The organism is Methylobacterium indicum (assembly GCF_001043895.1).
GTDB lineage: Bacteria > Pseudomonadota > Alphaproteobacteria > Rhizobiales > Beijerinckiaceae > Methylobacterium > Methylobacterium indicum.
Genome location: NZ_JTHF01000072.1, coordinates 1 through 20,755 on the forward strand (window position 1 = coordinate 1; position 20,755 = coordinate 20,755).

Annotated in this window: 23 protein-coding genes and 1 tRNA gene; 13 read left to right on the forward strand and 11 right to left on the reverse strand. The window is 72.5% G+C overall.

What is annotated here, in order from left to right; genetic code table 11:
* The first annotated feature begins 28 nt into the window (after window positions 1–28).
* On the forward strand, window positions 29–394 hold the full coding sequence (locus QR78_RS09015) for a hypothetical protein (protein ID WP_053220847.1): 366 nt from the start codon (window positions 29–31) through the stop codon (window positions 392–394).
* 46 nt (window positions 395–440) lie between these two features.
* Here the strand turns inward: QR78_RS09015 and QR78_RS09020 are convergent, their stop codons facing one another.
* Both QR78_RS09020 and QR78_RS09025 read right to left on the reverse strand, forming a co-directional pair.
* The gene (locus tag QR78_RS09020) at window positions 441–1,184 is read right to left on the reverse strand and encodes a M48 family metallopeptidase (protein ID WP_048427237.1); all 744 of its coding nucleotides are present in this window, start codon (window positions 1,182–1,184) and stop codon (window positions 441–443) included.
* Window positions 1,185–1,377: 193 nt separating this feature from the next.
* The gene (locus QR78_RS09025) at window positions 1,378–2,655 is read right to left on the reverse strand and encodes a polyhydroxyalkanoate depolymerase (protein ID WP_048427176.1); all 1,278 of its coding nucleotides are present in this window, start codon (window positions 2,653–2,655) and stop codon (window positions 1,378–1,380) included.
* Between the two features lie 366 nt (window positions 2,656–3,021).
* Here QR78_RS09025 and QR78_RS09030 point away from each other — a divergent pair, with 366 nt between their 5' ends.
* The gene (locus QR78_RS09030; protein ID WP_048427177.1) at window positions 3,022–4,398 is read left to right on the forward strand and encodes an ActS/PrrB/RegB family redox-sensitive histidine kinase; all 1,377 of its coding nucleotides are present in this window, start codon (window positions 3,022–3,024) and stop codon (window positions 4,396–4,398) included.
* 42 nt (window positions 4,399–4,440) lie between these two features.
* Complete coding sequence (locus QR78_RS09035; RefSeq protein ID WP_089504105.1) at window positions 4,441–5,040, forward strand: ActR/PrrA/RegA family redox response regulator transcription factor; 600 nt, start codon at window positions 4,441–4,443, stop codon at window positions 5,038–5,040.
* Window positions 5,041–5,173: 133 nt separating this feature from the next.
* On the opposite strand, the gene QR78_RS09040 is transcribed toward QR78_RS09035, so the two are convergent.
* Both QR78_RS09040 and QR78_RS09045 read right to left on the reverse strand, forming a co-directional pair.
* Window positions 5,174–5,482, reverse strand: a complete 309-nt coding sequence (locus tag QR78_RS09040) for an ETC complex I subunit (RefSeq protein WP_048427179.1) — start codon at window positions 5,480–5,482, stop codon at window positions 5,174–5,176.
* Between the two features lie 24 nt (window positions 5,483–5,506).
* A tRNA-Pro gene (locus QR78_RS09045) sits at window positions 5,507–5,583 on the reverse strand.
* A 162-nt stretch (window positions 5,584–5,745) separates the two neighbouring features.
* On the opposite strand from QR78_RS09045, the gene ruvA reads away from it, so the two are divergent.
* Window positions 5,746–6,372 carry a Holliday junction branch migration protein RuvA gene (gene ruvA, locus QR78_RS09050; RefSeq protein WP_048427180.1) on the forward strand — a complete coding sequence of 209 codons (627 nt, stop codon included), beginning with the start codon at window positions 5,746–5,748 and terminating at the stop codon, window positions 6,370–6,372.
* Between the two features lie 36 nt (window positions 6,373–6,408).
* Here ruvA and QR78_RS09055 read toward each other — a convergent pair whose 3' ends face one another.
* Together QR78_RS09055 and QR78_RS09060 are read right to left on the reverse strand one after the other, a co-directional pair.
* Entirely contained in the window at window positions 6,409–7,773 is a 1,365-nt protein-coding gene (locus QR78_RS09055; RefSeq protein ID WP_048427181.1) for a sensor histidine kinase, read from the reverse strand.
* A gap of 16 nt (window positions 7,774–7,789) precedes the next feature.
* Entirely contained in the window at window positions 7,790–8,506 is a 717-nt protein-coding gene (locus QR78_RS09060; RefSeq protein ID WP_048427182.1) for a response regulator, read from the reverse strand.
* Window positions 8,507–8,803: 297 nt separating this feature from the next.
* On the opposite strand from QR78_RS09060, the gene QR78_RS09065 reads away from it, so the two are divergent.
* The 8 genes from QR78_RS09065 to QR78_RS09100 all read left to right on the forward strand — a co-directional run bounded on the left by QR78_RS09065 (window position 8,804) and on the right by QR78_RS09100 (window position 15,108).
* Window positions 8,804–9,094 carry an accessory factor UbiK family protein gene (locus QR78_RS09065; RefSeq protein WP_048427183.1) on the forward strand — a complete coding sequence of 97 codons (291 nt, stop codon included), beginning with the start codon at window positions 8,804–8,806 and terminating at the stop codon, window positions 9,092–9,094.
* A 310-nt stretch (window positions 9,095–9,404) separates the two neighbouring features.
* A complete protein-coding gene (locus QR78_RS33595; protein ID WP_048427184.1) occupies window positions 9,405–9,908 on the forward strand; it encodes a type III secretion system chaperone family protein in 504 nt (167 codons plus the stop codon).
* Complete coding sequence (proC, locus tag QR78_RS09075; RefSeq protein WP_048427185.1) at window positions 9,905–10,741, forward strand: pyrroline-5-carboxylate reductase; 837 nt, start codon at window positions 9,905–9,907, stop codon at window positions 10,739–10,741. Before QR78_RS33595 ends, proC begins: the two co-directional genes overlap by 4 nt.
* Window positions 10,742–10,886: 145 nt before the next feature.
* A complete protein-coding gene (locus tag QR78_RS09080; RefSeq protein ID WP_048427186.1) occupies window positions 10,887–11,654 on the forward strand; it encodes a hypothetical protein in 768 nt (255 codons plus the stop codon).
* A gap of 138 nt (window positions 11,655–11,792) precedes the next feature.
* A complete protein-coding gene (locus tag QR78_RS09085) occupies window positions 11,793–12,371 on the forward strand; it encodes a cytochrome b (RefSeq protein ID WP_048427187.1) in 579 nt (192 codons plus the stop codon).
* Between the two features lie 26 nt (window positions 12,372–12,397).
* On the forward strand, window positions 12,398–12,742 hold the full coding sequence (locus QR78_RS09090) for a DUF3088 domain-containing protein (protein WP_048427188.1): 345 nt from the start codon (window positions 12,398–12,400) through the stop codon (window positions 12,740–12,742).
* Between the two features lie 188 nt (window positions 12,743–12,930).
* Window positions 12,931–14,451 carry a PAS domain-containing protein gene (locus QR78_RS09095; RefSeq protein ID WP_048427189.1) on the forward strand — a complete coding sequence of 507 codons (1,521 nt, stop codon included), beginning with the start codon at window positions 12,931–12,933 and terminating at the stop codon, window positions 14,449–14,451.
* 135 nt (window positions 14,452–14,586) lie between these two features.
* Window positions 14,587–15,108 carry a GNAT family N-acetyltransferase gene (locus QR78_RS09100; protein ID WP_048427190.1) on the forward strand — a complete coding sequence of 174 codons (522 nt, stop codon included), beginning with the start codon at window positions 14,587–14,589 and terminating at the stop codon, window positions 15,106–15,108.
* Here QR78_RS09100 and QR78_RS09105 read toward each other — a convergent pair.
* The gene (locus QR78_RS09105; protein ID WP_048427191.1) at window positions 15,101–16,012 is read right to left on the reverse strand and encodes a LysR substrate-binding domain-containing protein; all 912 of its coding nucleotides are present in this window, start codon (window positions 16,010–16,012) and stop codon (window positions 15,101–15,103) included. The two genes, QR78_RS09100 and QR78_RS09105, sit on opposite strands and share 8 nt — an antisense overlap.
* A gap of 120 nt (window positions 16,013–16,132) precedes the next feature.
* Here QR78_RS09105 and QR78_RS09110 point away from each other — a divergent pair, with 120 nt between their 5' ends.
* Window positions 16,133–17,398, forward strand: coding sequence for a serine hydroxymethyltransferase (locus tag QR78_RS09110; protein ID WP_048427192.1), 1,266 nt, complete (start codon window positions 16,133–16,135; stop codon window positions 17,396–17,398).
* Here the strand turns inward: QR78_RS09110 and QR78_RS09115 are convergent.
* From QR78_RS09115 to QR78_RS09130, 4 genes are all read right to left on the reverse strand, one after another.
* Window positions 17,386–18,417: a 5-oxoprolinase subunit C family protein gene (locus tag QR78_RS09115; RefSeq protein WP_048427193.1), complete on the reverse strand. Its 1,032-nt coding sequence runs from the start codon at window positions 18,415–18,417 to the stop codon at window positions 17,386–17,388. The two genes, QR78_RS09110 and QR78_RS09115, sit on opposite strands and share 13 nt — an antisense overlap.
* On the reverse strand, window positions 18,414–19,136 hold the full coding sequence (locus tag QR78_RS09120) for a 5-oxoprolinase subunit B family protein (RefSeq protein ID WP_048427194.1): 723 nt from the start codon (window positions 19,134–19,136) through the stop codon (window positions 18,414–18,416). Before QR78_RS09120 ends, QR78_RS09115 begins: the two co-directional genes overlap by 4 nt.
* Window positions 19,137–19,140: 4 nt before the next feature.
* Entirely contained in the window at window positions 19,141–19,902 is a 762-nt protein-coding gene (locus QR78_RS09125) for a 5-oxoprolinase subunit PxpA (protein ID WP_048427195.1), read from the reverse strand.
* A gap of 109 nt (window positions 19,903–20,011) precedes the next feature.
* A complete protein-coding gene (locus QR78_RS09130; protein WP_048427196.1) occupies window positions 20,012–20,221 on the reverse strand; it encodes a hypothetical protein in 210 nt (69 codons plus the stop codon).
* Between the last annotated feature and the right edge of the window lie 534 nt (window positions 20,222–20,755).

Sequence of the window (20,755 nt, forward strand, 5' to 3'; positions counted from 1 at the left end):
CTCCCCTTCCCCGCGAGAAGCCGCCCCGATGAGACGCGCCGCCACCTCCTTCGCCCTCCTGGTCCTCGCCACCGGTGCCGCATCGGCCGAGCCGCTGCCGGTCGACGAGACCACCTATGTCGAGCGCTCGCTCAACCGGGACGCCACGCTGACGATCGAGCACCCGCCGGTGCCCCGCACTCCCCGCGGGCGCCGGGCGTCGCGCTCGGCCGAGATCGCCGGCTTCTGCCGCGACGGCGGCGTGATCCGGCGCCGGGGCGAGAACGGCGAGATCATCCTGCGCCAGCGCGAGCTGTGCGACAGCGTCGCGCCGCGCACCCTCTATCCCGGCCATGTCGATCCGCGCCCGGCCTGGCCGGCGGAGCGCTTGGTGGTGGTGCGCACCAAGGGCTGATCCCGACGGCCCCGGAGCCTCGGCTTCGGGCCGGATCCCAGGACCCTCAGCCGTAGCGATGCAGCTCGGTGCCGTGCCGCTTCAGCCAGGCCTCGGGCTCGTCGTAGCCCGGGTAGAGGCGCGCGACGATCGCCCAGAACCGGTCCGAGTGGTTCATCTCGGCGAGGTGGGACACCTCGTGGGCGGCGAGATAGTCCAGCACCGCGGGCGGCGCCATGATCAGGCGCCAGGAAAAGTTCAGGTGGCCGGCGGCCGAGCACGAGCCCCAGCGGCTGCGGGTGTCGCGCACGGTCAGGCGCTTGGGCGTGCGGCCGAGGGCTCCGGCATGGCGCGCCACCGCGGCGGCGAGGTCGCGCCGTGCCTCGATCTCCAGGAAGTCGCGGACCCGCCGCGCCACGTGGGCGGCGGCGCAGGACACCGCGATCACCGGCGTGCCGTCCGGCGCCGTGGCGGCGACGGTGGCTCGCGAAACGGTGGAGGCGTGCACGATCCGATGCGGCACGCCGCGCAGGGGCACGACCGCGCCGGGCAGGAAGGCGACGCGCTCGGGCAGCTTCGCCACCCGGGCGGCGATCCAGGCGCCGTGCGACTCGGCGAAACGCTGGGCGGCGGCGAGGTCGACGCGCTCGGGCAGGGTCAGGACGATCTCGCCGGTGGCGCTCGACACCCGCAGGGTGATGCGCCGGGCCGCCGCGCGGCGGCGCAGGGCGACCGGGTAGCAGGTGCCGGCGTGGATGACCGTGATGTGGGAGGGTTCGGGCGCCGACCGGCGCAGGAGCGCGACTCGCATCCCGCCTTTGTAGGAGGAAGGCCCCTTGCCTGCCAGGGGCGCGCCACGCGCGGCCCGCGCGAGAAGGCCGGCGAACCAGGCGCGCAGGGAGCGGGCGGGCGACGGCATCGGGGCACCCGACGAAACATCCCGGCGCCGCCGGGCGCCGGGAGACGAAGACCGAATCAGGCTCGGAGAAAATCCGCCCGGGCGCTCAGGAGGCCTGCCGCAGGTCCCCCTGCCCGCTGCCGGCGGTACCCTGCATCTCGTGCATGAAGGCGGAGATGCGCGGGGCGATGTTGGCGCGGAAGCGCGAGCCGTTGAAGACGCCGTAATGGCCGACGCCCTGCTGCAGGTAGTAGCTCTTGCGCTCCGCCGGCAGGTTCGGCGTCAGGTCGAGGGCGGCGAGCGTCTGGCCGACGCCCGAGATGTCGTCCTTCTCGCCTTCCACCGCCAGGATGCCGCAATGGCGGATCGCCGTCGGGTCGACCGGTTTGTCGCGGTGGCGCATCTCGCCCTTCGGCAGGGCATGCTCGACGAAGACCGTATTGACGGTCTGGAGGTAGAACTCCGCCGTCAGGTCCATCACCGACAGGTACTCGTCGTAGAAGTCGCGGTGCTTCTCGGCCGAATCGCCGTCCTCGTGCACGAGGTGCTTGAACATGTCCCAGTGCGCCGTCAGGTGACGGTCGAGGTTCATGCCCATGAAGCCGGAGAGCTGGAAGAAGCCGGGATAGACCTCGCGCCAGGTGCCGGGATAGCCGGGCGGCACGACGGTGATGCAGTTGCGCTTGAACCATTCCGAGCCGCGCTCGGCGGCGAGGCAGTTCACGGCGGTGGGCGAGCGGCGGGTGTCGATCGGGCCGCCCATCAGGGTCATCGAGGTCGGCACGCCGGACATGCCCTCGGCCTCCATCCGGGCGACGGCGGCGAAGACCGGCACCGAGGGCTGGCAGACCGCGATGACGTGCAGGTCCGGGCCGAAGGCCTGGAACATCTCGATCAGGTAGTCGATGTAGGTGTCGAGGTCGAAGCGGCCGGCCTCGAGCGGCACCATGCGGGCGTCGATCCAGTCGGTGATCATCACCTCGTGGGCGGGCAGCATCGCCTCGACGGTGCCGCGCAGCAGCGTGGCGTAGTGGCCCGACATCGGCGCCACGACCAGCACCTTCGGCTGGGCCTGGGTGGTCGGACGCTTCAGGGCGCGGTCGAACTTGATCACCTGGCAGAACGGCTTCGACCACACCACCCGCTCGGTGACGTCGGTCACCAGCCCCTCGACGGTGGTGGTGGGCAGGTTGAAGGCCGGCTTGCCGTAGCGCCGCGTGGTGCGCTCGAACATCTCGCAGGCGGCCGAGACCGTCCGTCCGTAGGGCGTGTAGGTGATCGGGTTGGCGGGGTTCTTGAACACGAGTTGCGTGGCGTCGGCGGCCGCCCGGGCCGGCGTCAACATCCAGTGCGCCGCTTCATACCAGAAATACGAGAGATCCATGACGCCACCGTCCACGATTGACCCAGCGACGCGCGCACCCGCCGCCAGGAGACGCCTGTCCCAACTGGGAGGCCGACAATAGAGTATTGCTATTGGAGAGCAAGATCTGGGAAAAACGAAACGGCCGAAACCCGTCACTGTGCCCTTTTTACCTCAACTACAGCGCGCATCCCGGAAGTCTGCGCCGCGGTACGAGGCTGCCGCGGGACCTCCGTCGGGTCCCCCGGACCGAAGCGACCGGCATACCCGGCTTTCGGCCGGGACCGCGCGATCGACCGCGCCGACGGGGAGGGAACGCACCGGAACCGGGAGGGTTTCCATCGCCCCGCCCTGGGCGTTGGTCGGCGGCGCACTATCGTCTCGGCGATGTTCGACATCACGCAGACCGACCCCGTGCGGGACGCCCGCCACCTGCGCCTCGATACCCTGGTGCGGCTGCGCTGGCTCGCGGTGGCCGGCCAGGGCGCCGCGGTGGCCGGCGCCCATCTCGGCCTCGGCCTGCCCCTGCCGTTCGGCTGGTGCTTCCTCGTCATCGCGGCCTCGTCCTGGCTCAACCTGACGCTGCGCATCCGCTACCCGGCGAGCCACCGGCTCAGCGACGACGCGGCGGTGCTGCTGCTCGCCTTCGACATCGTCCAGCTCGCCGCGCTCCTGTTCCTCACCGGCGGGCTGCAGAACCCGTTCGCGCTCCTGTTCCTCGCCCCGGTGCTGATCTCCGCGACCGCGCTGCCTCCGGTCCACACCCTGGCGCTGGGGCTCCTCGCCGTCGGCCTGTCGACGATGCTCGCCCTCGTCTACCGGCCGCTGCCGTGGTTCGCCGGCGAGACGCTGGAGCTGCCGTTCCTGTACGTCTCCGGCGTCTGGACCGCGATCCTGCTCGGCACCGCCTTCACGGGGGTCTATGCCTGGCGGGTCGCCGAGGAGGCGCGCCAGCTCGCCCAGGCGCTGGCCGCGACCGAGCTGGTGCTCGCCCGCGAGCAGCACCTGTCGCAGCTCGACGGGCTGGCGGCGGCGGCCGCCCACGAGCTCGGCACTCCGCTCGCCACCATCACGGTGGTGGCCAAGGAACTCGACCGCCAGCTCGGCCCCTCGGCCTCCCCCAGCGTCGCCGAGGACCTGGCGCTGCTGCGCGACCAGGTCGAGCGCTGCCGCGGCATCCTCGCCAAGCTCACCTCCCTCGACGCCGACCAGGGCGGCTTCATCGAGACCATCACGCTCAGCCACCTCGTCGAGGAGCTGGTGGCGCCCCAGCGGGCGCTCGGCATCGTCCTCGACGTGACCACCAAGGGCGATGGCCCGGAGCCGGCCTGCCGGCGCAACCCGGGGGTGATGTTCGGCCTGGGCAACATCGTCGACAACGCGATCGACTTCGCCGAGAGCTGCGTGTCGATCGAGGCGCGCTGGAGCGCCGACCGGGTCACGCTGGAGATCCGCGACGACGGGCCGGGCTTCGCCCCGGAGGTGCTGCTGCGGGTCGGCGAGCCCTATGTCAGCACCCGCAGCGCGGCGAAGATCGGCACCGACGGGGGAACGGGGCTCGGCCTCGGCCTGTTCATCGCCAAGACGCTGATCGAGCGCTCCGGCGCGCAGCTCTCGCTCACCAACGCGGTCGACCCCTCGACCGGGGCGGTGGTGCGGATCGGTTGGGCGCGTCACATTTTCGAGAGGGAGGCCAAAGGTCTCCGAAACCCGGGCCCGGGGGGCGCCGCACCCCTGACGCAGCCTCCCGGCGTTCCTATATAAAGTCCTGAACTTGCTGATTGAAAGTTGAAGGAGCGTCGGTTGATGACGCAGTACGGAACACTCAGCCCGGAGGCCGCGACCGGCACCATCCCGGAGGGCGACGCCCTCCTCAACCACGCCGACCGCAGCCTGCTGATCGTGGACGACGACAAGCCGTTCTCGACCCGCCTCGCCCGGGCCATGGAGGCGCGCGGCTACCGGGTCCACGTGGCCGAGAGCGTGGCCGAGGGCGTCTCGGCGGTCGACGCGCAGCCGCCGGCCTTCGCGGTGATCGACATGCGGCTCGCCGACGGCAATGGCCTCGACGTGATCGCTCGCCTGAAGGAGCGCCGGCCCGAGGCCCGCGGCGTGATCCTGACCGGCTACGGCAACATCGCCACCGCGGTGACGGCGGTGAAGCTCGGCGCCTTCGATTACCTCGCCAAGCCCGCCGACGCCGACGAGATCCACGGCACCCTGATGGCCGAGCCGGGCGAGCGGGCCGACCCGCCGGAGAATCCGATGTCGGCCGACCGGGTGCGCTGGGAGCACATCCAGCGGGTCTACGAGCTGTGCGGCCGCAACGTCTCGGAGACGGCGCGGCGCCTCAACATGCACCGCCGCACGCTGCAGCGCATCCTGGCCAAGCGCGCCCCGCGCTGACGCGAATGGCGAGGGAAACGAGAAGAGCCCGGTGCCGCGAGGCGCCGGGCTCTTCTCGATTCATGGCACGGGACCCATCGGCGGCGATCGGACCGGAGGCGATTGCCGCGGCCGCGCCCGTATTGCCGGTCCGTCAGTGCGTCCAGGGCATCGTGCGGTTGTACTTGAAGTTGTCCGAGTAGGAGAGGCCGCGGCGCAGGAGCTCCTGCGGCTCCTCGACCCGGTAGGCGATGCCCTCCCGGGTGGCGTAGGCGATCGCCTCGTCCTTGGTGTCGAACTCGAGCCGCACCTGCTGCAGCATGTCCGAGGACGACGTCCAGCCCATCAGCGGCTCGGTCTCGCGCGGGCTCGTCTGCTCGAACTCCAGCGTCCACTGCTTCGTCCGGGCGAGGCCGGACTGGGTCGGATCCTTGGCAGGGCGGAAGATGCGGGCGGTCGACATCGCGGGCTCTGATCCGTGGAGAGGTGGTCGGGGCGGCCGGATTCGAACCAGCGACCCTCTGGTCCCAAACCAGATGCGCTACCAGACTGCGCTACGCCCCGACGCGTGCACGTGTGCTCCCGGTTCCTAGTGAAAATCCCCCGGGGGCGCAAGCCGATGCAGAGGCTCCCGCGCGGCATCGCCCCGCCTTGTGACTCCGGTCCCGGCTCGCTAAGGCCCGGGACCCGGGCCCGCCTGTCGGCCCGCCGGAGACCGTGGCGGCGATGATCGGCAAGCTGAAGGGCGTCGTGGATTCCTACGGCGAGGATTTCGTGATCCTCGACGTGCACGGCGTCGGCTACGTGGTGCATTGCTCGGCCCGCACGCTGCAGCGCCTGCCCTCCACCGGCGAGGCGGCGGAGCTCGCGATCGAGACCCATGTGCGCGAGGACATGATCCGCCTCTACGGCTTCCGGGCCGATGCGGAGCGCGAGTGGTTCCGCCTGCTCCAGACCGTCCAGGGCGTCGGCACGCGGGTCGCCCTCGGCGTGCTCTCGGTGATGGAGCCGGGCGACCTCGCCACCGCCATCGCCACCGGCGACAAGGGCGCGGTTGCCCGCGCGCCCGGGGTCGGGCCGCGCCTCGCCGCCCGCCTCGTCGCGGAACTGAAGGACAAGGCCCCGGCCTTCTCGCCCGTCGATCCGGCCCTGATCCAGCTCACCGGGGCGGTGGAGGCCAACACGGCGCCCCAGCCGGTGGCCGATGCGATCTCGGCGCTGGTCAATCTCGGCTACGCCCAGGTCCAGGCCTCGGCGGCGGTGGCCGCGGCCCTCAAGAACGCCGGCGAGGGGGCGGCCCAGATGGAGGCCAAGACCCTGATCCGCCTGGGCTTGCGCGAACTGGCGCGCTGAGGCGCCGGGCCTCCGCCTTCCCTCGCGCGGCCTTTCTCAGGCGGCTTCGCGCGACGGCGTGCCGGCGGCCCGCGGCAGTTCGAGGCGGACGCGCAGGCCCTGCGGCTGCCGGTTCTCGAGGCTGAACGTGCCGCCATGCGACTGGGCGATGGCGCTGGCGATCGACAGGCCGAGGCCGAAGCCGCCGGCCTCGTTGAGGGTACGGGCGCGGTCGCCGCGCACGAAGGGCTGGAGCATCAGGGCGCGCTCCGCCTCCGGGATGCCCGGGCCCTCGTCCAGGATCTCGACGGCGACGCGGCCGGGACCGGCCTCGACGAGGCGCACGGTGGCGCCGCCGGCATACTTGACCGCGTTGTCGATCAGGTTGGTCAGCGCCCGCTGCAATTCGCCGGAGGAGCCGCGCACCAGGGCCGGTCGGAGATCCTCGGCCTGCACCTCCTCGGCCCGCACCGCCTCGCCGATATCGGCGAAGCCGTCGCAGACCGTCTGCACCACCGAGCCGAGGTCGATGAGGCCGAGGCCCTCCCGGGACTGGCCGTCGCGCACGAAGGACAGGGCCGCCTCGACGAGGGCGTTCATCTGGTCGAGGTCGCGCAGGAACTGCCGGCGCAGGACCTCGTCCTCCAAAAATTCCGCCCGCAGGCGCAGGCGGGTGATCGGGGTGCGCAGGTCGTGGCTGATCGCCGCCAGCATGTGGGTGCGGTCGTCGATGAGGCGCAGCACCCGGTCGCGCATCCGGCCGAGCGCGCGGGACACCGCCAGCACCTCCTCGGGGCCGTGCTGGGGCAGCGGCCGGGCCTCGGTGGCGGTGCCGAAGGCCTCCGCGGCCTCGGCGAGGCGGGCGAGCGGCGCGGTGAGCGCCCGCGTCGCCCAGATCGACAGCAGGGTGAGCGAGAGCGCGAGGAAGACCAGGGTGATCAGCACCGCGCTCGTCAGCGGCGGGTGCGGCAGCGGCAGGGGCGGCAGGTCGGCGGAGAGCTGCAGGCCGGCCGGCCCGGCGATGCGCAGGTGCAGGGCGCCGCCGGGCATGTGCTCGGCCGAGACGCCGTAGCCCGATCCCAGGGCCGCCCGCAGCCCGGTGATCTCCGGCACCTCGGCGCTGGCGGCCGGGGGGGCGTTCGGCTCGTCCGCGGGCAGCAGGGTCAGGTGCAGGGCCGAGGCGCTGCGGCGGGCCGCCGCCACCACGTCGGTCCGGTCCTCCGCCGGAGCCGCCGCCACCATGTGGACGACGGTGACGAGGCGGTTGGCCAGCGCGTTCGGCCGCTCGTCGGAGCGGCGCAGCTCGGGGCGCAGCAGCAGGAAGGCGACCGTGACGACGACGTGGGTCACCACGATCGCGGCCACCACCAGGAGGGCGAGCTGCCCGGCGATGCGGCCCGGCACGGGCCCCCACCGCCTCATGCCGGCGCCCGCCGGATCATGTCGAGACCACCTCGGGGGTGAACAGGTAGCCGCCGGAGCGGATGGTCTTGATCATCTCGGGGTTGCGCGGGTCGCGCTCGATCTTCTGGCGGATGCGGCTCACCAGCACGTCGATGCTGCGCTCGAACGGGCCGGGGGCGCGGCCCTGCGTCAGGTCGAGGAGCTGGTCGCGGGAGAGCACCCGGCCCGGCCGCAGGCACATGGCGTGCAGGAGGTCGAACTCGGCGCCGGTGAGCGCGACCTGCGCGCCCTCCGGGTTGAGGAGCTGGCGCAGGCCCGCATCGAGGACGAAGCCCCCGAAGGCGTGGCGGCGCACGCCCTCGTCGTCGCGCCCCGGCGCGGCGGCGCCCCGGCGCAGGATGGCGCGGATGCGCGCCAGCAGCTCGCGCGGGTTGAAGGGTTTCGCCAGGTAGTCGTCGGCCCCGATCTCGAGCCCGACGATGCGGTCGATCTCCTCGCTCTTCGCGGTGAGCATCAGGATCGGGATGCCGGAGGCGGCGCGCAGGCGCCGGCAGATCGACAGCCCGTCCTCCCCCGGCAGCATCAGGTCGAGCACGACGAGGTCGACGCGGGAATCGGCCATCAGCCGATCCATCTCGCGGCCGTCGCCGGCGATGGAGACGCGGCAATCGTTGCCGCGGAGATAGCGGGCGACCAGCGTGCTGATCTCGCGATCGTCCTCGACGATCAGGATGTGCGGTGTCGTGCTCACGGGAACGCCTTATGCCGCAGTCCGGCTTTTGCTTGAAGCCATCGAAGTGCATCCGTGTGTTGCTGGCCGCCCCCGGCGATACCGTCGCGAGACACCCCGGCCGGCACGCGCCAGGGCGCGACACCACCGCGCAGGCGGCGACGGTCCCTGCCGCGGTGCCGCCGCGCCTCCGCGATGGTGCCGCATTCCCGGGCGAGGACGAAGCGCGAACGCGCATTTCTCGGCCGTCCGGGGCCCCTTTTTTCGGGAAATGCACTAGTGCTGGGCGCCGGACCCGCCCTGACAGGAATTTTTCCGATGCAGCAGAACCGCCTGTTCGACGACTTCGCCCGCCTGATGACCGACGCGGCCGGCGCCGCCCAGGGCGTGCGCCGCGAGGCCGAGACCGTGGTCAAGGCGCAGATCGAGCGCATGCTGCGGGACATGGACGTCGCCACCCGCGAGGAGGTCGAGGTTCTGCGCGATCTCGTCGCCTCCCTGCGCGCCCAGAACGAGGCGCTGACCGCCCGCGTCGCGGCGCTGGAGGCCAAGCCGGCGGAAACCAAGCCGGCCGCCAAGGCCGCCGGTGCCGGCACGGCGACCGCCTGACGCCCGGGCCGCTGCCACAGGACCGTGCAACAGGCGCCGGATGCCCGGCGCTTGTGCACAGGAAGCTTCGGTGGATAGCCGGCGGCCTGCCGCCGGCCCCGCGGGTTTCCGCTTTGAGTCCCTCGACTCGCCCGGGCTATAGTGGGTCACGCACTGATTCGCCGTCGCCCAGGGGGACAACAAGTCGGCGCTTAAGCTTATCGCCTGCACGTCCTGACCGTGCTCGGGTCGCGATCTGCCTTGATGACGACACCCGCCGCGTCCGCTGACGCAGCTGTATCCCGCTCGGACGAGCCAAACTTGGATCGCCATGACCCAGCTCACCATCGACGACCTGACCCGCGCCGAGCACCCGCTCGATGTCGTCGAGCGCCTCGCTTCCCTCCGGGACTGGATCTTCGATCGCGCTGAGACCGACGAGATGTCGGTGGCGGTGGCCGGACGATGGGCCGAGTACCACGTCGCCTTCACCTGGATCGAGGACGTCGAGGCGCTGCACATCGCCTCCGCCTTCGACCTCAAGGTGCCGGACCGGCGCCGCAACGAGGTGCTGCGCCTCGTCTCGCTCGTCAACGAGCAGCTCTGGGTCGGGCATTTCGACCTCTGGAACAGCGAGCACGTGGTGATGTTCCGCCACTCGCTGGTGCTCACCGGCGGCGCCGAGCCGACGCACGGCCAGTGCGAATCGATCCTGAAGACCGCGGTCGAGGCCTGCGAGCGCTACTTCCAGGCGTTCCAGTTCGTGATCTGGGCCGGCAAGACCGCCCGCGAGGCCCTGGACGCCGTGCTGTTCGAGACCGAGGGCGAGGCGTGAGCCGGGACGGCACCGGGTCCGGGGCCGCGCTGCCGGCCTCCCTGATCCTCGTCGGGGCCGGCAAGATGGGCGGCGCCCTGCTCGAGGGCTGGCTCGCCGACGGGCTGCCCGGCGCCCGCGCCGCCGTGATCGATCCCAACCCCGCCCCCGCCATGGTGGCGTTGTGCGAGCGCCACGGCGTCGCGCTCAACCCGGCCGAGCCGGGCGAGCCCGAAGCCCTGGTGCTGGCGATCAAGCCGCAGGGGCTCGACGCCGCGGCGGCGGCCGTCTCGGCGCTCGCCGGGCCCGGCACCCTCGTGGTCTCGGTGCTGGCCGGCAAGACGATCGCCAACCTCCGGGACCGCCTGCCGCGGGCCCGCGCGGTGGTACGGGCGATGCCGAACCTGCCCGCGAGCATCCGCCGCGGCGCGACCGGCGCCGCCGCCTCGCCGGAGACGAGCGAGGCCCAGCGCCGCACCGCGCACGCGCTCCTGTCGGGCGTCGGCCTCGTCGAGTGGCTGGACAGCGAGGACCTGATCGACGCCGTGACGGCGGTCTCGGGCTCGGGTCCGGCCTACGTCTTCCTCCTCGCCGAAGCGCTGGCGGCGGCCGGCATCGCCGCCGGGCTGCCCGCGGAGGTGGCGGACCGCCTCGCCCGCCAGACCGTGGCGGGAGCGGGCGAGCTCCTCGGGCAGAGCGCCGAGGCCCCGGCGACCCTGCGCCAGAACGTGACCTCGCCGGGCGGCACCACCGCGGCGGCCCTCGGGGTGCTGATGGCCGGGGACGGCCTGGAACCGCTGATGCGCGACGCGGTGGCGGCCGCCAAGGCCCGGGCCGAGGAGCTGGCGGGCTGAACGCCCGCCGCACCCTCCCTCGGGCGCGTCGCCGCGGGCCCCTGCCCGATGGGCGGTGCGGCCCCTAGATAGAGGGTGACGGCGGCGGACCCGGCTCCGACGGCAGGTGCGCGCGCCCGTCGGCCCACGGTATCGGAGCGTCCCCATGGCCCGCAATCCCAAGACGACCGGCGAGCACGATGGCGCCGGCGACACGCCGCACGCCACCCGCCTGCCGCCGCGGGAGGCGATCGTCGAGGCGCTGATGCGCCTTGCCGCCGAGCAGCCCTGGAACGACATCGAGATCGGCGACATCGCCCGCGAGGCCGGGGTGACCCTGGCCGAGTTCCGCGAGTGCTATCCCTCGAAGGGTGCGGTGCTCGGCGGCTTCGCCCGCATGATCGACAAGCAGGTGCTCGACGGCGCGAGCGACGACCTCGACGACGAGCCGACCCGCGAGCGGCTGTTCGACGTGCTGATGCGCCGCCTCGACGCGATGGACCCCTACAAGCCGGCGCTCCGCCGCATCGTCTTCGCGCTGCGCGGCGACCCGCTGTCGCTCGCCGCCCTCAACCAGGTGGCCCTGAACTCGCAGCGCTTCATGCTGGCCTCGGCCGGCATCAGCACCGAGGGACCGCTCGGCCGCCTCAAGCTCCAGGGGGTCGTCATCGCCTTCGCCCGGGTGACGGAGGTGTGGCTCGAGGACGAGGATCCGGCGCTGGCCCGCACCATGGCGGCCCTCGACCGCGAGATCCGCAACGGCGAGCGCTTCATGGAGCGGGCCGAGGACGTGCGCCGCCTGACCGCGCCGTTCCGGGCGCTGGCCCAGTCCCTCGCCGAGGGCGGCCGCCGCCGTCGCCGGCGCGGCCGGGACGACGAGCGCAACGAGGACGAGGGCAATCCCCTCGGCGGCGATCCGGCGGCGGCGATCTGACGCCGGGTGATCGGGGACATCGCGCGTCTCGCCTGGGGACTTTCGAGACATTCCAGGGTGACCGTGGGTCGCCCGCGGGCTAGCCTGATGGGGTGACCGCCGCATATCCGCGGCGGCGTTCCCCGAGGACTTGTCCGGATGCTCGACCCGTTCCCCCGCGCGCCGGCGACGATCGCCCGCGTCGAGCAGCCGCGCTACACCGCCGTCGCGCAGGCCCTGCACTGGTTCACCGCCCTCCTCGTTCTGGCGGTGCTGCCGCTCGCCTGGGTGGCGACGAGCCTGCCGGCGAGCCCGACGAAGGGATTCGTCTTCCAGCTGCACAAGTCGGTCGGCATCACGATCTTCGCCATCGTCGCCCTGCGCATCCTGTGGCGGGCCTGGCACCCGGCCCCGCGAGAGGCCTTCGTGCCGCCGGCCCTGGCCCTGCTCGGCCGGATCAACCACTGGCTGCTCTACCTCGTGTTCCTGCTGATGCCGCTGAGCGGCTTCGTGCTGTCGGCCGCCGCCGGCAACACCACGCAGTACTTCTTCCTGTTCCCGATCCCGCCCTTCATGGAGAAGAACAAGGCGGTGGCCGATCTCGCCGACCAGATCCATCTCGCCGGCCAGTACGCGGTCTACCTCCTGGTGTCGCTGCACGTGCTCGCCACCGCCTGGCACCTGATCGTGCGCCGCGACGCCCTCCTCGACCGGATGCTGCCGCGCCAGGACGTCTGAGCCTCGCCGGCCTGAGGATCGCCCGGATGCGCGACCACCTCTACCTTCTCGCCCCCGATTTCGCCGACCCGGCCCTGCCGGGCCGGCGCTTCTATTGCTGGCACTGCGCCCTGATCGAGGGGGTGCTGGCGGGCTTCCCCGACCTCGCGCGGCGGCTCGACGTGACGCGCCTGCCCTGGCCGCGGCCCCGGGAGCCCCTCGTCTCGCGCCTCGGCGAGGCGCACCAGGTGCTGCCCGTGCTGGTGCTCGCCCCGGATGCCCCGGATGGCCTCGCCACCGGCCGCCGGGGCCCGGTGCGCTTCGTCGACGACAAGGACGCGATCCTGCGCGTCCTGCACGCGCGGCACGGATTCCCGGAAGCGCATCCGTGACGGAGCGACCGACCGCCGCGCGCCGTCCATGACGTGCGGTCGGATATATTCGATCGCACGCGATTGAACCAACCTCTCCGGATGTGCGTTTTTGCAGCGGTCCGGAGCGTTGCACCGAACCGGACCCTTGCTCATGAGATAGTGGCAGACGCGCGCCCTCCGACGGGCGCGCAAGGGACGACCGACGCGTGACCGACCGCCGCGAAGAGAACCGCATCGCCGCCGAGCTGACCCGGGTCGGCGCGAGCTCCGATCCGTTCGCCGCGGCCGTGCGGGCGACGCGGATGCCGATGCTGGTCACCGACCCGCACCAGGCCGACAACCCGATCGTCTTCGTCAACGACGCCTTCACGAAGCTCACCGGCTACGCCCGGGACGAAATCATGGGCCGGAACTGCCGCTTCCTGCAGGGGCCCGAGACCAACCGGGACGACGTGGCCAAGGTGCGCGACGCGATCGAGCGCCGGGTCTCGATCGAGATCGACCTCCAGAACTACAAGAAATCGGGCGAGACGTTCTGGAACCGCCTGCTCGTCTCGCCGGTCTTCGACGACGAGGGCCAGCTGACCTACTACTTCGCCTCGCAGTTCGACGTGACGCTGGAGCGCGAGCGGCTGGTGCGCCTGCAGCGCGACCGCGATGCCCTGGAGCAGCAGATCGAGCGGCGCTCGCAGGCCCTGCGGCGCAGCGAGGAGCGGCTGCACTTCATCCTCAAGGCCTCGCGGCTGGGCTCCTGGACCCTCGACCTCGACGGCATGCGGCTGGTGGCCTCCGACAGCTGCAAGCGCAACGTCGGCCGCGAGCCGAGCGACCCGTTCACCTTCGAGGACCTGATCGACGCGATCCTGCCCGAGGACCGCGAGCGGATGCAGGCGGCGGTCCGCGAGTCGATCGAGAACCGGAGCGACTACGACATCGAGTACCGGATCCGCACGCCGGCCGGCGAGGTGCGCTGGCTCCAGATCCGCGGCCAGCCCTTCTACGACGCCGACGGCCAGCCGCTGAGCATGGCGGGCGTCACCCTCGACGTGACCGAACGCAAGCGCGGCGAGGAGCACCGGGCGCTGCTCGCCGAGGAGCTGAACCACCGGGTCAAGAATTCCCTGGCGACCATCCAGTCGATCGCCAACCAGACCCTGACGCACGCCACGTCGCTGCCCGAGGCGCGGCTCGCCTTCAACGCGCGCCTGCAATCGCTCTCGGCCGCCCACGACGTACTCACCCGCGAGAGCTGGGAGGGCGCGACGCTCGCCGAGATCGTCGAGGAGGCCCTGCGCCCGTTCCGCACCGGACAGGGCACCCGGTTCAAGACCGGGGGACCGCCCCTGCGCCTGCCGCCCCGGCTGGCCCTGGCCTTCGTGATGGCCCTGCACGAGCTGGCGACCAACGCGGTGAAGTACGGCGCGCTGTCGAACGCGCAGGGCCGGGTGATCCTCAACTGGGACATCGTCGACGGCTCGGATCCGGGCCGGCTGTGGCTGCGCTGGGAAGAGATCGGCGGTCCGCCGGTCGTGGAGCCGGCCCGCCGCGGCTTCGGCTCGCGGATGATCGAGCGGGTGCTGGCCGCCGAACTCGGCGGCACGGCGGAGGTGGAGTACCGCCCGCGCGGCGTGGTGGCGACCGTGGAGGCGCCGCTGCCGGCCATGGGCAAAACGCAAGACCGGGCGACCGACCGCGACCTGAACCGGACCGCCTGCCCCCCGCCCTGACGGGCGAGGCCGCCATGGTCTAAGCAGGCTTGCGTTGGCAGGCCAACGCTTCGCCCGCTCAGGTTCTTGTCTTGCCGCAGATTTTCGGCGCCGAACCGGTCACCACTTCGGCGAAATCTGCTTGGACAACGGGGCATGACGAACGACACGGTCACCCTCGCGCCCGCGCATCCCGACGACCTTCCGGCCTTCAAGCGGGAATTGCAGGAAGCCTTCGCGATCGCCGTCGTCGCGGAGTTCGGAGCGCTGCCGGACGGCCCGATCCCCTCCGACGACGACCTCGACGCCACGTTCGCGCATCCGGGCGCCGTGGTGCTGCGCATCCGCCACGAGGGCCGGGCGGTCGGCGGCGCCGTGGTGACGATCGACGGCGAGACGCACCGCAACACGCTCGACCTCTTCTTCGTCTCGCCCGGCGCGCATGGACGCGGCCTGGGGCGCCGGGCCTGGTTCGCGATCGAGCGGCTGTTTCCGCAGACACGGGTCTGGGAGACGCACACGCCGTATTTCGAGAAGCGGAACATCCACTTCTACGTCAACGTCTGCGGCTTCCGGATCGTCGAGTTCTTCAGCGCGCATCACCCGGACCCGCACGGGCCCGGGCAGGACGATCTGCCCGGCGACGGCGAGGCGTTCCGGTTCGAGAAGGTCATGTGAACGGCGGGCCATCGCGCCGTCCGGGCTCCCCTCCCTCGCTCAACCAGCGGATCACCGGAGCGAGCCGCATCCCCTCCCCGCCCTCCGGCACGATCAGCCGCAGCGGCGGCCCCGCCACCGCCCGGTCGCCGAACGGCGCGACGAGGCGTCCGCCGCCCAGCGCGTCGGCGACGAGGGCCCTGTGGCCGATGAGGACCCCGCTGCCGGCGAGCGCCGCGTCGAGGGCGACGCTGTAGAGCGAGAACGCCGCCTCCCGGGCCGGCCGCAATGTCCCTGCGCCATGGGCGGCGAGCCAGCGCGGCCAGTCCGCGCGCCAGACCGAATCGTGCAGCAGCGTCGCCCCGGCCAGATCGCCCGGATGGCGCAGGCCCGCCGCCAGGGCCGGCGTGCAGACCGGAAAAAGGTCGTCGCGGGCGAGCACCACGGAGGTGCACCCGGCGGGCGCCGCGTCGCCGACATAGAGCCCGAGATCGACGAGGTCGCGAGCATAGTCCGGCTGCTCGTCCCGGGTCAGGATGGTCACGTCGAGGTCGAAGGCCGCCTGCAGGTCGGGGAGCCGGGGCGCGAGCCAGAGCTGGGCGATGCAGGGCAGCGCGGCGACCGTCAGGCTGCGCGGCCGGCCGACCGCCCGCATCGCCCGCACCGCCCCGTTGAGGGCGTCGAAGGCGGCGCTGAGGGACGGGAGCACGTCGCGGCCCTCCGGCGTGAGGACCAGGCCGTTGGCCAGACGGTGGAAGAGGGGCCGGCCGAGCCAGGCCTCCAGCCCCTTCACCTGGGTGCCGATCGCCGCGGGCGTGACGTGAAGCTCCTTCGCCGCCCCGACATAACCGCCGTGCCGCGCCGCCGCCTCGAAGGCGCGCAGCGCGTTGAGGGAGGGAGGCGAGGGTCGGCCGCCCTGGTCCATGGCAAGACCTTCGCTCCAGGCCAAGAAAATCTTGGCCTCAGCCCAAGCTTATCCCGTTTGCGAGCCGTCCCCGCAAGCCCGACAGTCGGGACCAGACGGACACCTCGCGGGACCCCGACCATGCGCCTCCTCCATGACGGCTATTTCGACCAGGGCCTCGACGCCGACCCGGAGCTCGCCGCCTCGATCCGGGGCGAGCTCGCCCGGCAGCGGGACGGGATCGAGCTGATCGCCTCGGAAAACATCGTCTCGCGGCTGGTGCTGGAGGCACAGGGCTCGGTCCTCACCAACAAGACCGTCGAGGGGCTGGCCTATGCCCGCTATTACGGCGGCGCCGAGCATGCCGACGCGATCGAGGCCCTGGCGGTGGAGCGGGCGACGCGGCTCTTCGGCTGCCGCTTCGCCAACGTGCAGCCCCATTCGGGCTCGAACGCCAATGCGGGCGTCTTCCTCGGGCTGCTCAAGCTCGGCGACACGATCCTGTCGATGGGCGTCGAGGCCGGCGGCCATATCAGCCACGGCCACCCGGCCACCCTGACCGGGCGCGACTACACCATCGTCCGCTACGGCGTGGCGCGCGACAGCGAGCGGGTGGAGCTGGATGCGGTCGCGGCGCTCGCCCGCGAGCACCGGCCGAAGATGATCGTCGCCGGCGGCTCGGCCTATGCCCGGGCCTTCGATTTCGCGGGCTTGAGGGCCATCGCCGACGAGGTCGGGGCACTCCTGATGGTCGACATGGCGCATTTCGCCGGCCTCGTCGCCACCGGGCTCTACCTGCATCCCTTCCCGCACGCCCACATCGTGACCTCGACCACCTACAAGTCCCTGCGCGGGGCCCGGGGCGGGCTGGTGCTGTGGAACGACCCCGCACTGTCGGACCGGATCAATTACGGGATCTTCCCGGGCGTGCAGGGCTCGGTGATGATGCACGCCGTCGCCGCCAAGGCGGCCTGCTTCGGCGAGGCCCTGCGGCCCGAGTTCCGGGCCTACAATCGGGCGGTCCTCGACAACGCCCGGGCGCTCGCCGAGAGCGTCGCGGAATCCGGGATGCGCCTCGTCGCCGGCGGCACCGATTGCGGGCTGATGCTGGTCGACCTCTCGCCCCAGGGCGTCACCGGGGACATCGCCGCCAAGGCGCTGGAGGCGGCGGGGCTCGCGGTCAACAAGAACCAGATCCCGTTCGACACCCGCCCGCCCGAGGCGCCCTCGGGCCTGCGCCTGTCCTCGAATGCCGGCACGGCGCGGGGCTTCGGCGCGCAGGAGTTCCGGCAGGTCGGCCGCTGGATCGCCCGGGTGGTGGCGGCGCCCCACGACGGGGCCGGGCTGGCGGCAATCCGGGAGGAGGTGCTGGCGCTCTGCCGGAGGTTTCCGATCTACGGCGCGTGAGCGCCGGCCCCGTCCACGACCCCGCCGATCAGGTTGCGCCCGAGCAGGAACTCGGCGCTGAAATCGGTGCGGATCAGGGGCTCCATCGCCACCGGCCCGGCGAGCGCCTGCGCCTCGCCGCGTCGCGCCGCCACCGCCTCGGCGCGATCGACGGCGCGGAAGCGGATCCGCGTGCCGCCCTGGGCTTGCGCGAGGCGGCCGAGATCGGGACCGATCACGGTCGCGATCTTGGGGTAGCCGCCGGTGGACTGGCGGTCGGCCATCAAGACGATCGGCCAGCCCTCCCCCGGCACCTGGATCGCCCCCATGGCGATGCCGTCCGAGACGATGTTGTAGCCCTTGGCGTGGGTGAGCGGCGTCCCGTCGAGGAAGCAGGCCATCCGGTCGCCCTTGGTCGTCACCGTCCAGGGCCCGGCCAGGAAGGCGGCGATCTGGTCGTCCGAGAAGAAATCGTCCTGGGGGCCGAGCACGACCCGGATCTCCTCCGGCGGCCGGTCGAGCCAGGGGGCGACCAGGGCGTGGGGATCGGCCGGGCCCGGGCGGGCATCCTCCACCGCGAGCCGGTCGCCGGCCCGCAGGGCCCGGCCGTCGAGTCCGCCGAAGCCGGAACGGGTATGGGTGGCGGTGGAGCCGAGGGTGGGAGGAAGGTCGAACCGACCCGCCGCCGCGAGATACGCCCACGCCCCGACCCGGCCCGCCCGGACGACGAGGCTCTGGCCGGGGTGGAGCGTCAGCGCGCAGGCCGGCGGCAGGGGCGCGCCGTCGAGGGCGAGCCGGAATGCGCCGCCCGCGACCGCGATCCCGAGCGGTCCGCCCTCCGCCGTCACCTCGACGCCGCCGAGAGAAACCTCGAGGGCGGTGGCCCCGAGCGGGTTGCCGAGGGCCCGGTTGGCGGTGGCATGGGCGAGCGGGTCCATCGGCCCGGCGGCGGTGATGCCGTAGCGCAGGTAGCCGTGGCGGCCGCCATCCTGGAGCGTCACCCCGGGCCCGGCCGACAGGATGCTGAGACGCGGATTCATGCGGCCTCCCGGCGCTGGGCGACGATCTCGCCCGCGGCGGCGCGGCTTTCGAGATCCGCGAAGGTGGCGGCGTCGATCGCCTCGAACCGGAGCGTGTCGCCGACGGCGACCGGGAACGGCTCGGGCCGCTGCGGCGCGTAGAGCCGCTCGGGCGTGCGGCCGATCACGTACCAGCCGGTCGGCATCGGGAAGGTGCCGACCGCCGCGAGCCCGCCGCCGATCAGGAGGGCGTTCGCCGGATGCGGCGGCCGCGGGGTGGCGCGGCGCGACACCGCCAGATCTTTCGGCAGCCCGCCCAGATAGGCGAAGCCCGGGGCGAAACCGTACATGTAGACCCGGTACTCGGCCCCCGCGTGCAAAGCGGCGACGCGCTCGACCGTGAGCCCCGTCGCCTGCGCCACCGCGCCGATATCCTCGGCGCAGGCCGGATCGTAGCAGCAGGGCAGAATCCAGAGGGCGGCGCCGGGCCGGGCTGCGGCAGGCCCGGCGGCGAGCGCCGTCACCCGCGCGGCGAGGTCGTCGCGATCGAGGACCAGGGGATCGTAGTGGATCATCAGCGAGCGGTAAGTCGGCACCGTCTCGCGCAGGCCCGGCGGGGGGTCGGCGCGCAGCGCGTCGTCGAGGGCGAGCACCCGGTCGTGGATCGCCGGGTCGACGGTGGTGCCGAACTCCGCCACCAGGGCGGCCTCGCCGGCATCCAGGAGGCGGGGGCTCTCCATCGGATCAGGCCCGGAACGGGGCGAGGCGGACGCCCGCGGCTTCGAGCCGGGCGCGCACGGCGCGGGCGGTGGCGACCGCATGGGCGGAATCGCCGTGGACGCAGACCGAGCGGATCGGCGTCGGCAGGCGCCGGCCGCTCGCCGCGATGATCGCCCCCTCCTGCACCATGGCGAGCACACGGTCGGCGGCCTCGGCCTCGTCGGTGATCAGGGCGCCGGGCTGGCCGCGGGGGATCAGGAACCCGGCCTCGGTGTAGCCGCGGTCGGCGAAGATCTCCTGGTGCACGTCGAGCCCCTGTGCCTCGCCGGCCGCGACTTGCGCGGTGAGCGCGATGGCGAGCAGCGACAGCGAGGGATCGACGGCCTTGACCGCACGCGCGATGGCGTCCGCCACCGGGCGCTCGACCGCGGCCAGGTTGGCGAGGGCCCCGTGCGCCTTGACGTAGGTGAGGCGGTGGCCGGCATAGGCCGCCAGCCCGGCCGCGGCGCCGACCTGGTAGGCGACGAGCCGCTCGACCTCGCCGGGGGTGAAGGGCAGGACCCGGCGGCCGAAGCCCCACCGATCCGGGTAGCCCGGATGGGCACCGACCGCGACGCCGCGCTCGCGGGCGATGGCGAAGGTGCGGGCCATGATCTCGGGGTCGCCCGCATGCAGGCCGCAGGCGACGTTGGCCGAGGTCACCACCTCGAGCATCGCCGCGTCGTCGCCGCAGCGATAATCGCCGAAACCCTCGCCGAGGTCCGAGTTGAGGTCGATGGACAGCATGGCGGGCCTCCGGGCGGACGGTTGCGGCCCCTGTTCCTGGCACCGCGCCCACGCCCCTGCAACCCGCGGGCCGCGCCGGCCCGGGTTGTTCCCCGCGCGTTCGGCGCCGTCAGAGCGTGAGGGCGGTCACCGACAGTTCCAGCGCGTTCCGCGCCAGCCAAAAAACGCCCCAGCCGATCAGGCCGAACCAGACCAGGACCAGCGGGACGCCGACCATCAGCGTCAGCACCATGGCGGCGCGGCGCAGCCTGGCCTCGAATGACGCGCCGCGGGCTGCCAGCTGTCCCGCAACGGAGGCATTCGTCTCGAACTGGATCATCGGTGTCGGTCCTGGAGAAGTCTTGGAGCCAGGGTGGCAAGCGGTGGGCCCGAACGAATCGCCGCCTGCCACTGAATTGCGCGCGATATAGAATAGGCGGTACGGGTTGGGCAGGGTATGGTTAATGCCAAGTTGAGGACCTAATGCCGCACTTTGTGTGGAAGTGAAACAGTCATCCGGGCTCGGGCAAACGAATTCGTAACCCTCGCGGCGTGGACGGCATCGTCGTGTCTCGCTACCTTTTCCGGACACGGTCAGGTTGCGAACGATCGTGCTCAGCCGCAGCGGCGTGGATCCGCCGTGCAACCGAAGCGACCCGGTGGGCTCAGGTCCGCCGGCCCGGAGGTGCGATCATGCGTGACGGGATGCGCCGCCCCATCGGGCTCGCCCTGCTGCTCGGCCTCCTGTGCGGAGCGCCGGCCTGGGCTCAGGAGCGGGCTCAGGTCCAGCCCGGCTCTCGTCCATGGAGCGATCCACCGGCGAAGCCCGCCGAGGCGTCGTCCGCTCCCCAGACGCCCGGGCCCGCCGCGGAGC

What these genes read in the sequence shown, in the direction of transcription:
- QR78_RS09130 (WP_048427196.1), bottom strand. Translation starts at nt 20,221, where the DNA reads ATGATCCAGTTCGAGACGAATGCCTCCGTTGCGGGACAGCTGGCAGCC.
- QR78_RS09030 (WP_048427177.1), top strand. Translation starts at nt 3,022, where the DNA reads ATGTTCGACATCACGCAGACCGACCCCGTGCGGGACGCCCGCCACCTG.
- QR78_RS09080 (WP_048427186.1), top strand. Translation starts at nt 10,887, where the DNA reads ATGGCCCGCAATCCCAAGACGACCGGCGAGCACGATGGCGCCGGCGAC.
- QR78_RS09055 (WP_048427181.1), bottom strand. Translation starts at nt 7,773, where the DNA reads ATGAGGCGGTGGGGGCCCGTGCCGGGCCGCATCGCCGGGCAGCTCGCC.
- QR78_RS09090 (WP_048427188.1), top strand. Translation starts at nt 12,398, where the DNA reads ATGCGCGACCACCTCTACCTTCTCGCCCCCGATTTCGCCGACCCGGCC.
- QR78_RS09110 (WP_048427192.1), top strand. Translation starts at nt 16,133, where the DNA reads ATGCGCCTCCTCCATGACGGCTATTTCGACCAGGGCCTCGACGCCGAC.
- QR78_RS09125 (WP_048427195.1), bottom strand. Translation starts at nt 19,902, where the DNA reads ATGCTGTCCATCGACCTCAACTCGGACCTCGGCGAGGGTTTCGGCGAT.
- QR78_RS09105 (WP_048427191.1), bottom strand. Translation starts at nt 16,012, where the DNA reads ATGGACCAGGGCGGCCGACCCTCGCCTCCCTCCCTCAACGCGCTGCGC.
- QR78_RS09065 (WP_048427183.1), top strand. Translation starts at nt 8,804, where the DNA reads ATGCAGCAGAACCGCCTGTTCGACGACTTCGCCCGCCTGATGACCGAC.
- QR78_RS09115 (WP_048427193.1), bottom strand. Translation starts at nt 18,417, where the DNA reads ATGAATCCGCGTCTCAGCATCCTGTCGGCCGGGCCCGGGGTGACGCTC.
- QR78_RS09040 (WP_048427179.1), bottom strand. Translation starts at nt 5,482, where the DNA reads ATGTCGACCGCCCGCATCTTCCGCCCTGCCAAGGATCCGACCCAGTCC.
- QR78_RS09025 (WP_048427176.1), bottom strand. Translation starts at nt 2,655, where the DNA reads ATGGATCTCTCGTATTTCTGGTATGAAGCGGCGCACTGGATGTTGACG.
- QR78_RS09085 (WP_048427187.1), top strand. Translation starts at nt 11,793, where the DNA reads ATGCTCGACCCGTTCCCCCGCGCGCCGGCGACGATCGCCCGCGTCGAG.
- ruvA (WP_048427180.1), top strand. Translation starts at nt 5,746, where the DNA reads ATGATCGGCAAGCTGAAGGGCGTCGTGGATTCCTACGGCGAGGATTTC.
- QR78_RS09100 (WP_048427190.1), top strand. Translation starts at nt 14,587, where the DNA reads ATGACGAACGACACGGTCACCCTCGCGCCCGCGCATCCCGACGACCTT.
- QR78_RS09020 (WP_048427237.1), bottom strand. Translation starts at nt 1,184, where the DNA reads ATGCGAGTCGCGCTCCTGCGCCGGTCGGCGCCCGAACCCTCCCACATC.
- QR78_RS09120 (WP_048427194.1), bottom strand. Translation starts at nt 19,136, where the DNA reads ATGGAGAGCCCCCGCCTCCTGGATGCCGGCGAGGCCGCCCTGGTGGCG.
- QR78_RS09035 (WP_089504105.1), top strand. Translation starts at nt 4,441, where the DNA reads ATGACGCAGTACGGAACACTCAGCCCGGAGGCCGCGACCGGCACCATC.
- QR78_RS09015 (WP_053220847.1), top strand. Translation starts at nt 29, where the DNA reads ATGAGACGCGCCGCCACCTCCTTCGCCCTCCTGGTCCTCGCCACCGGT.
- QR78_RS33595 (WP_048427184.1), top strand. Translation starts at nt 9,405, where the DNA reads ATGACCCAGCTCACCATCGACGACCTGACCCGCGCCGAGCACCCGCTC.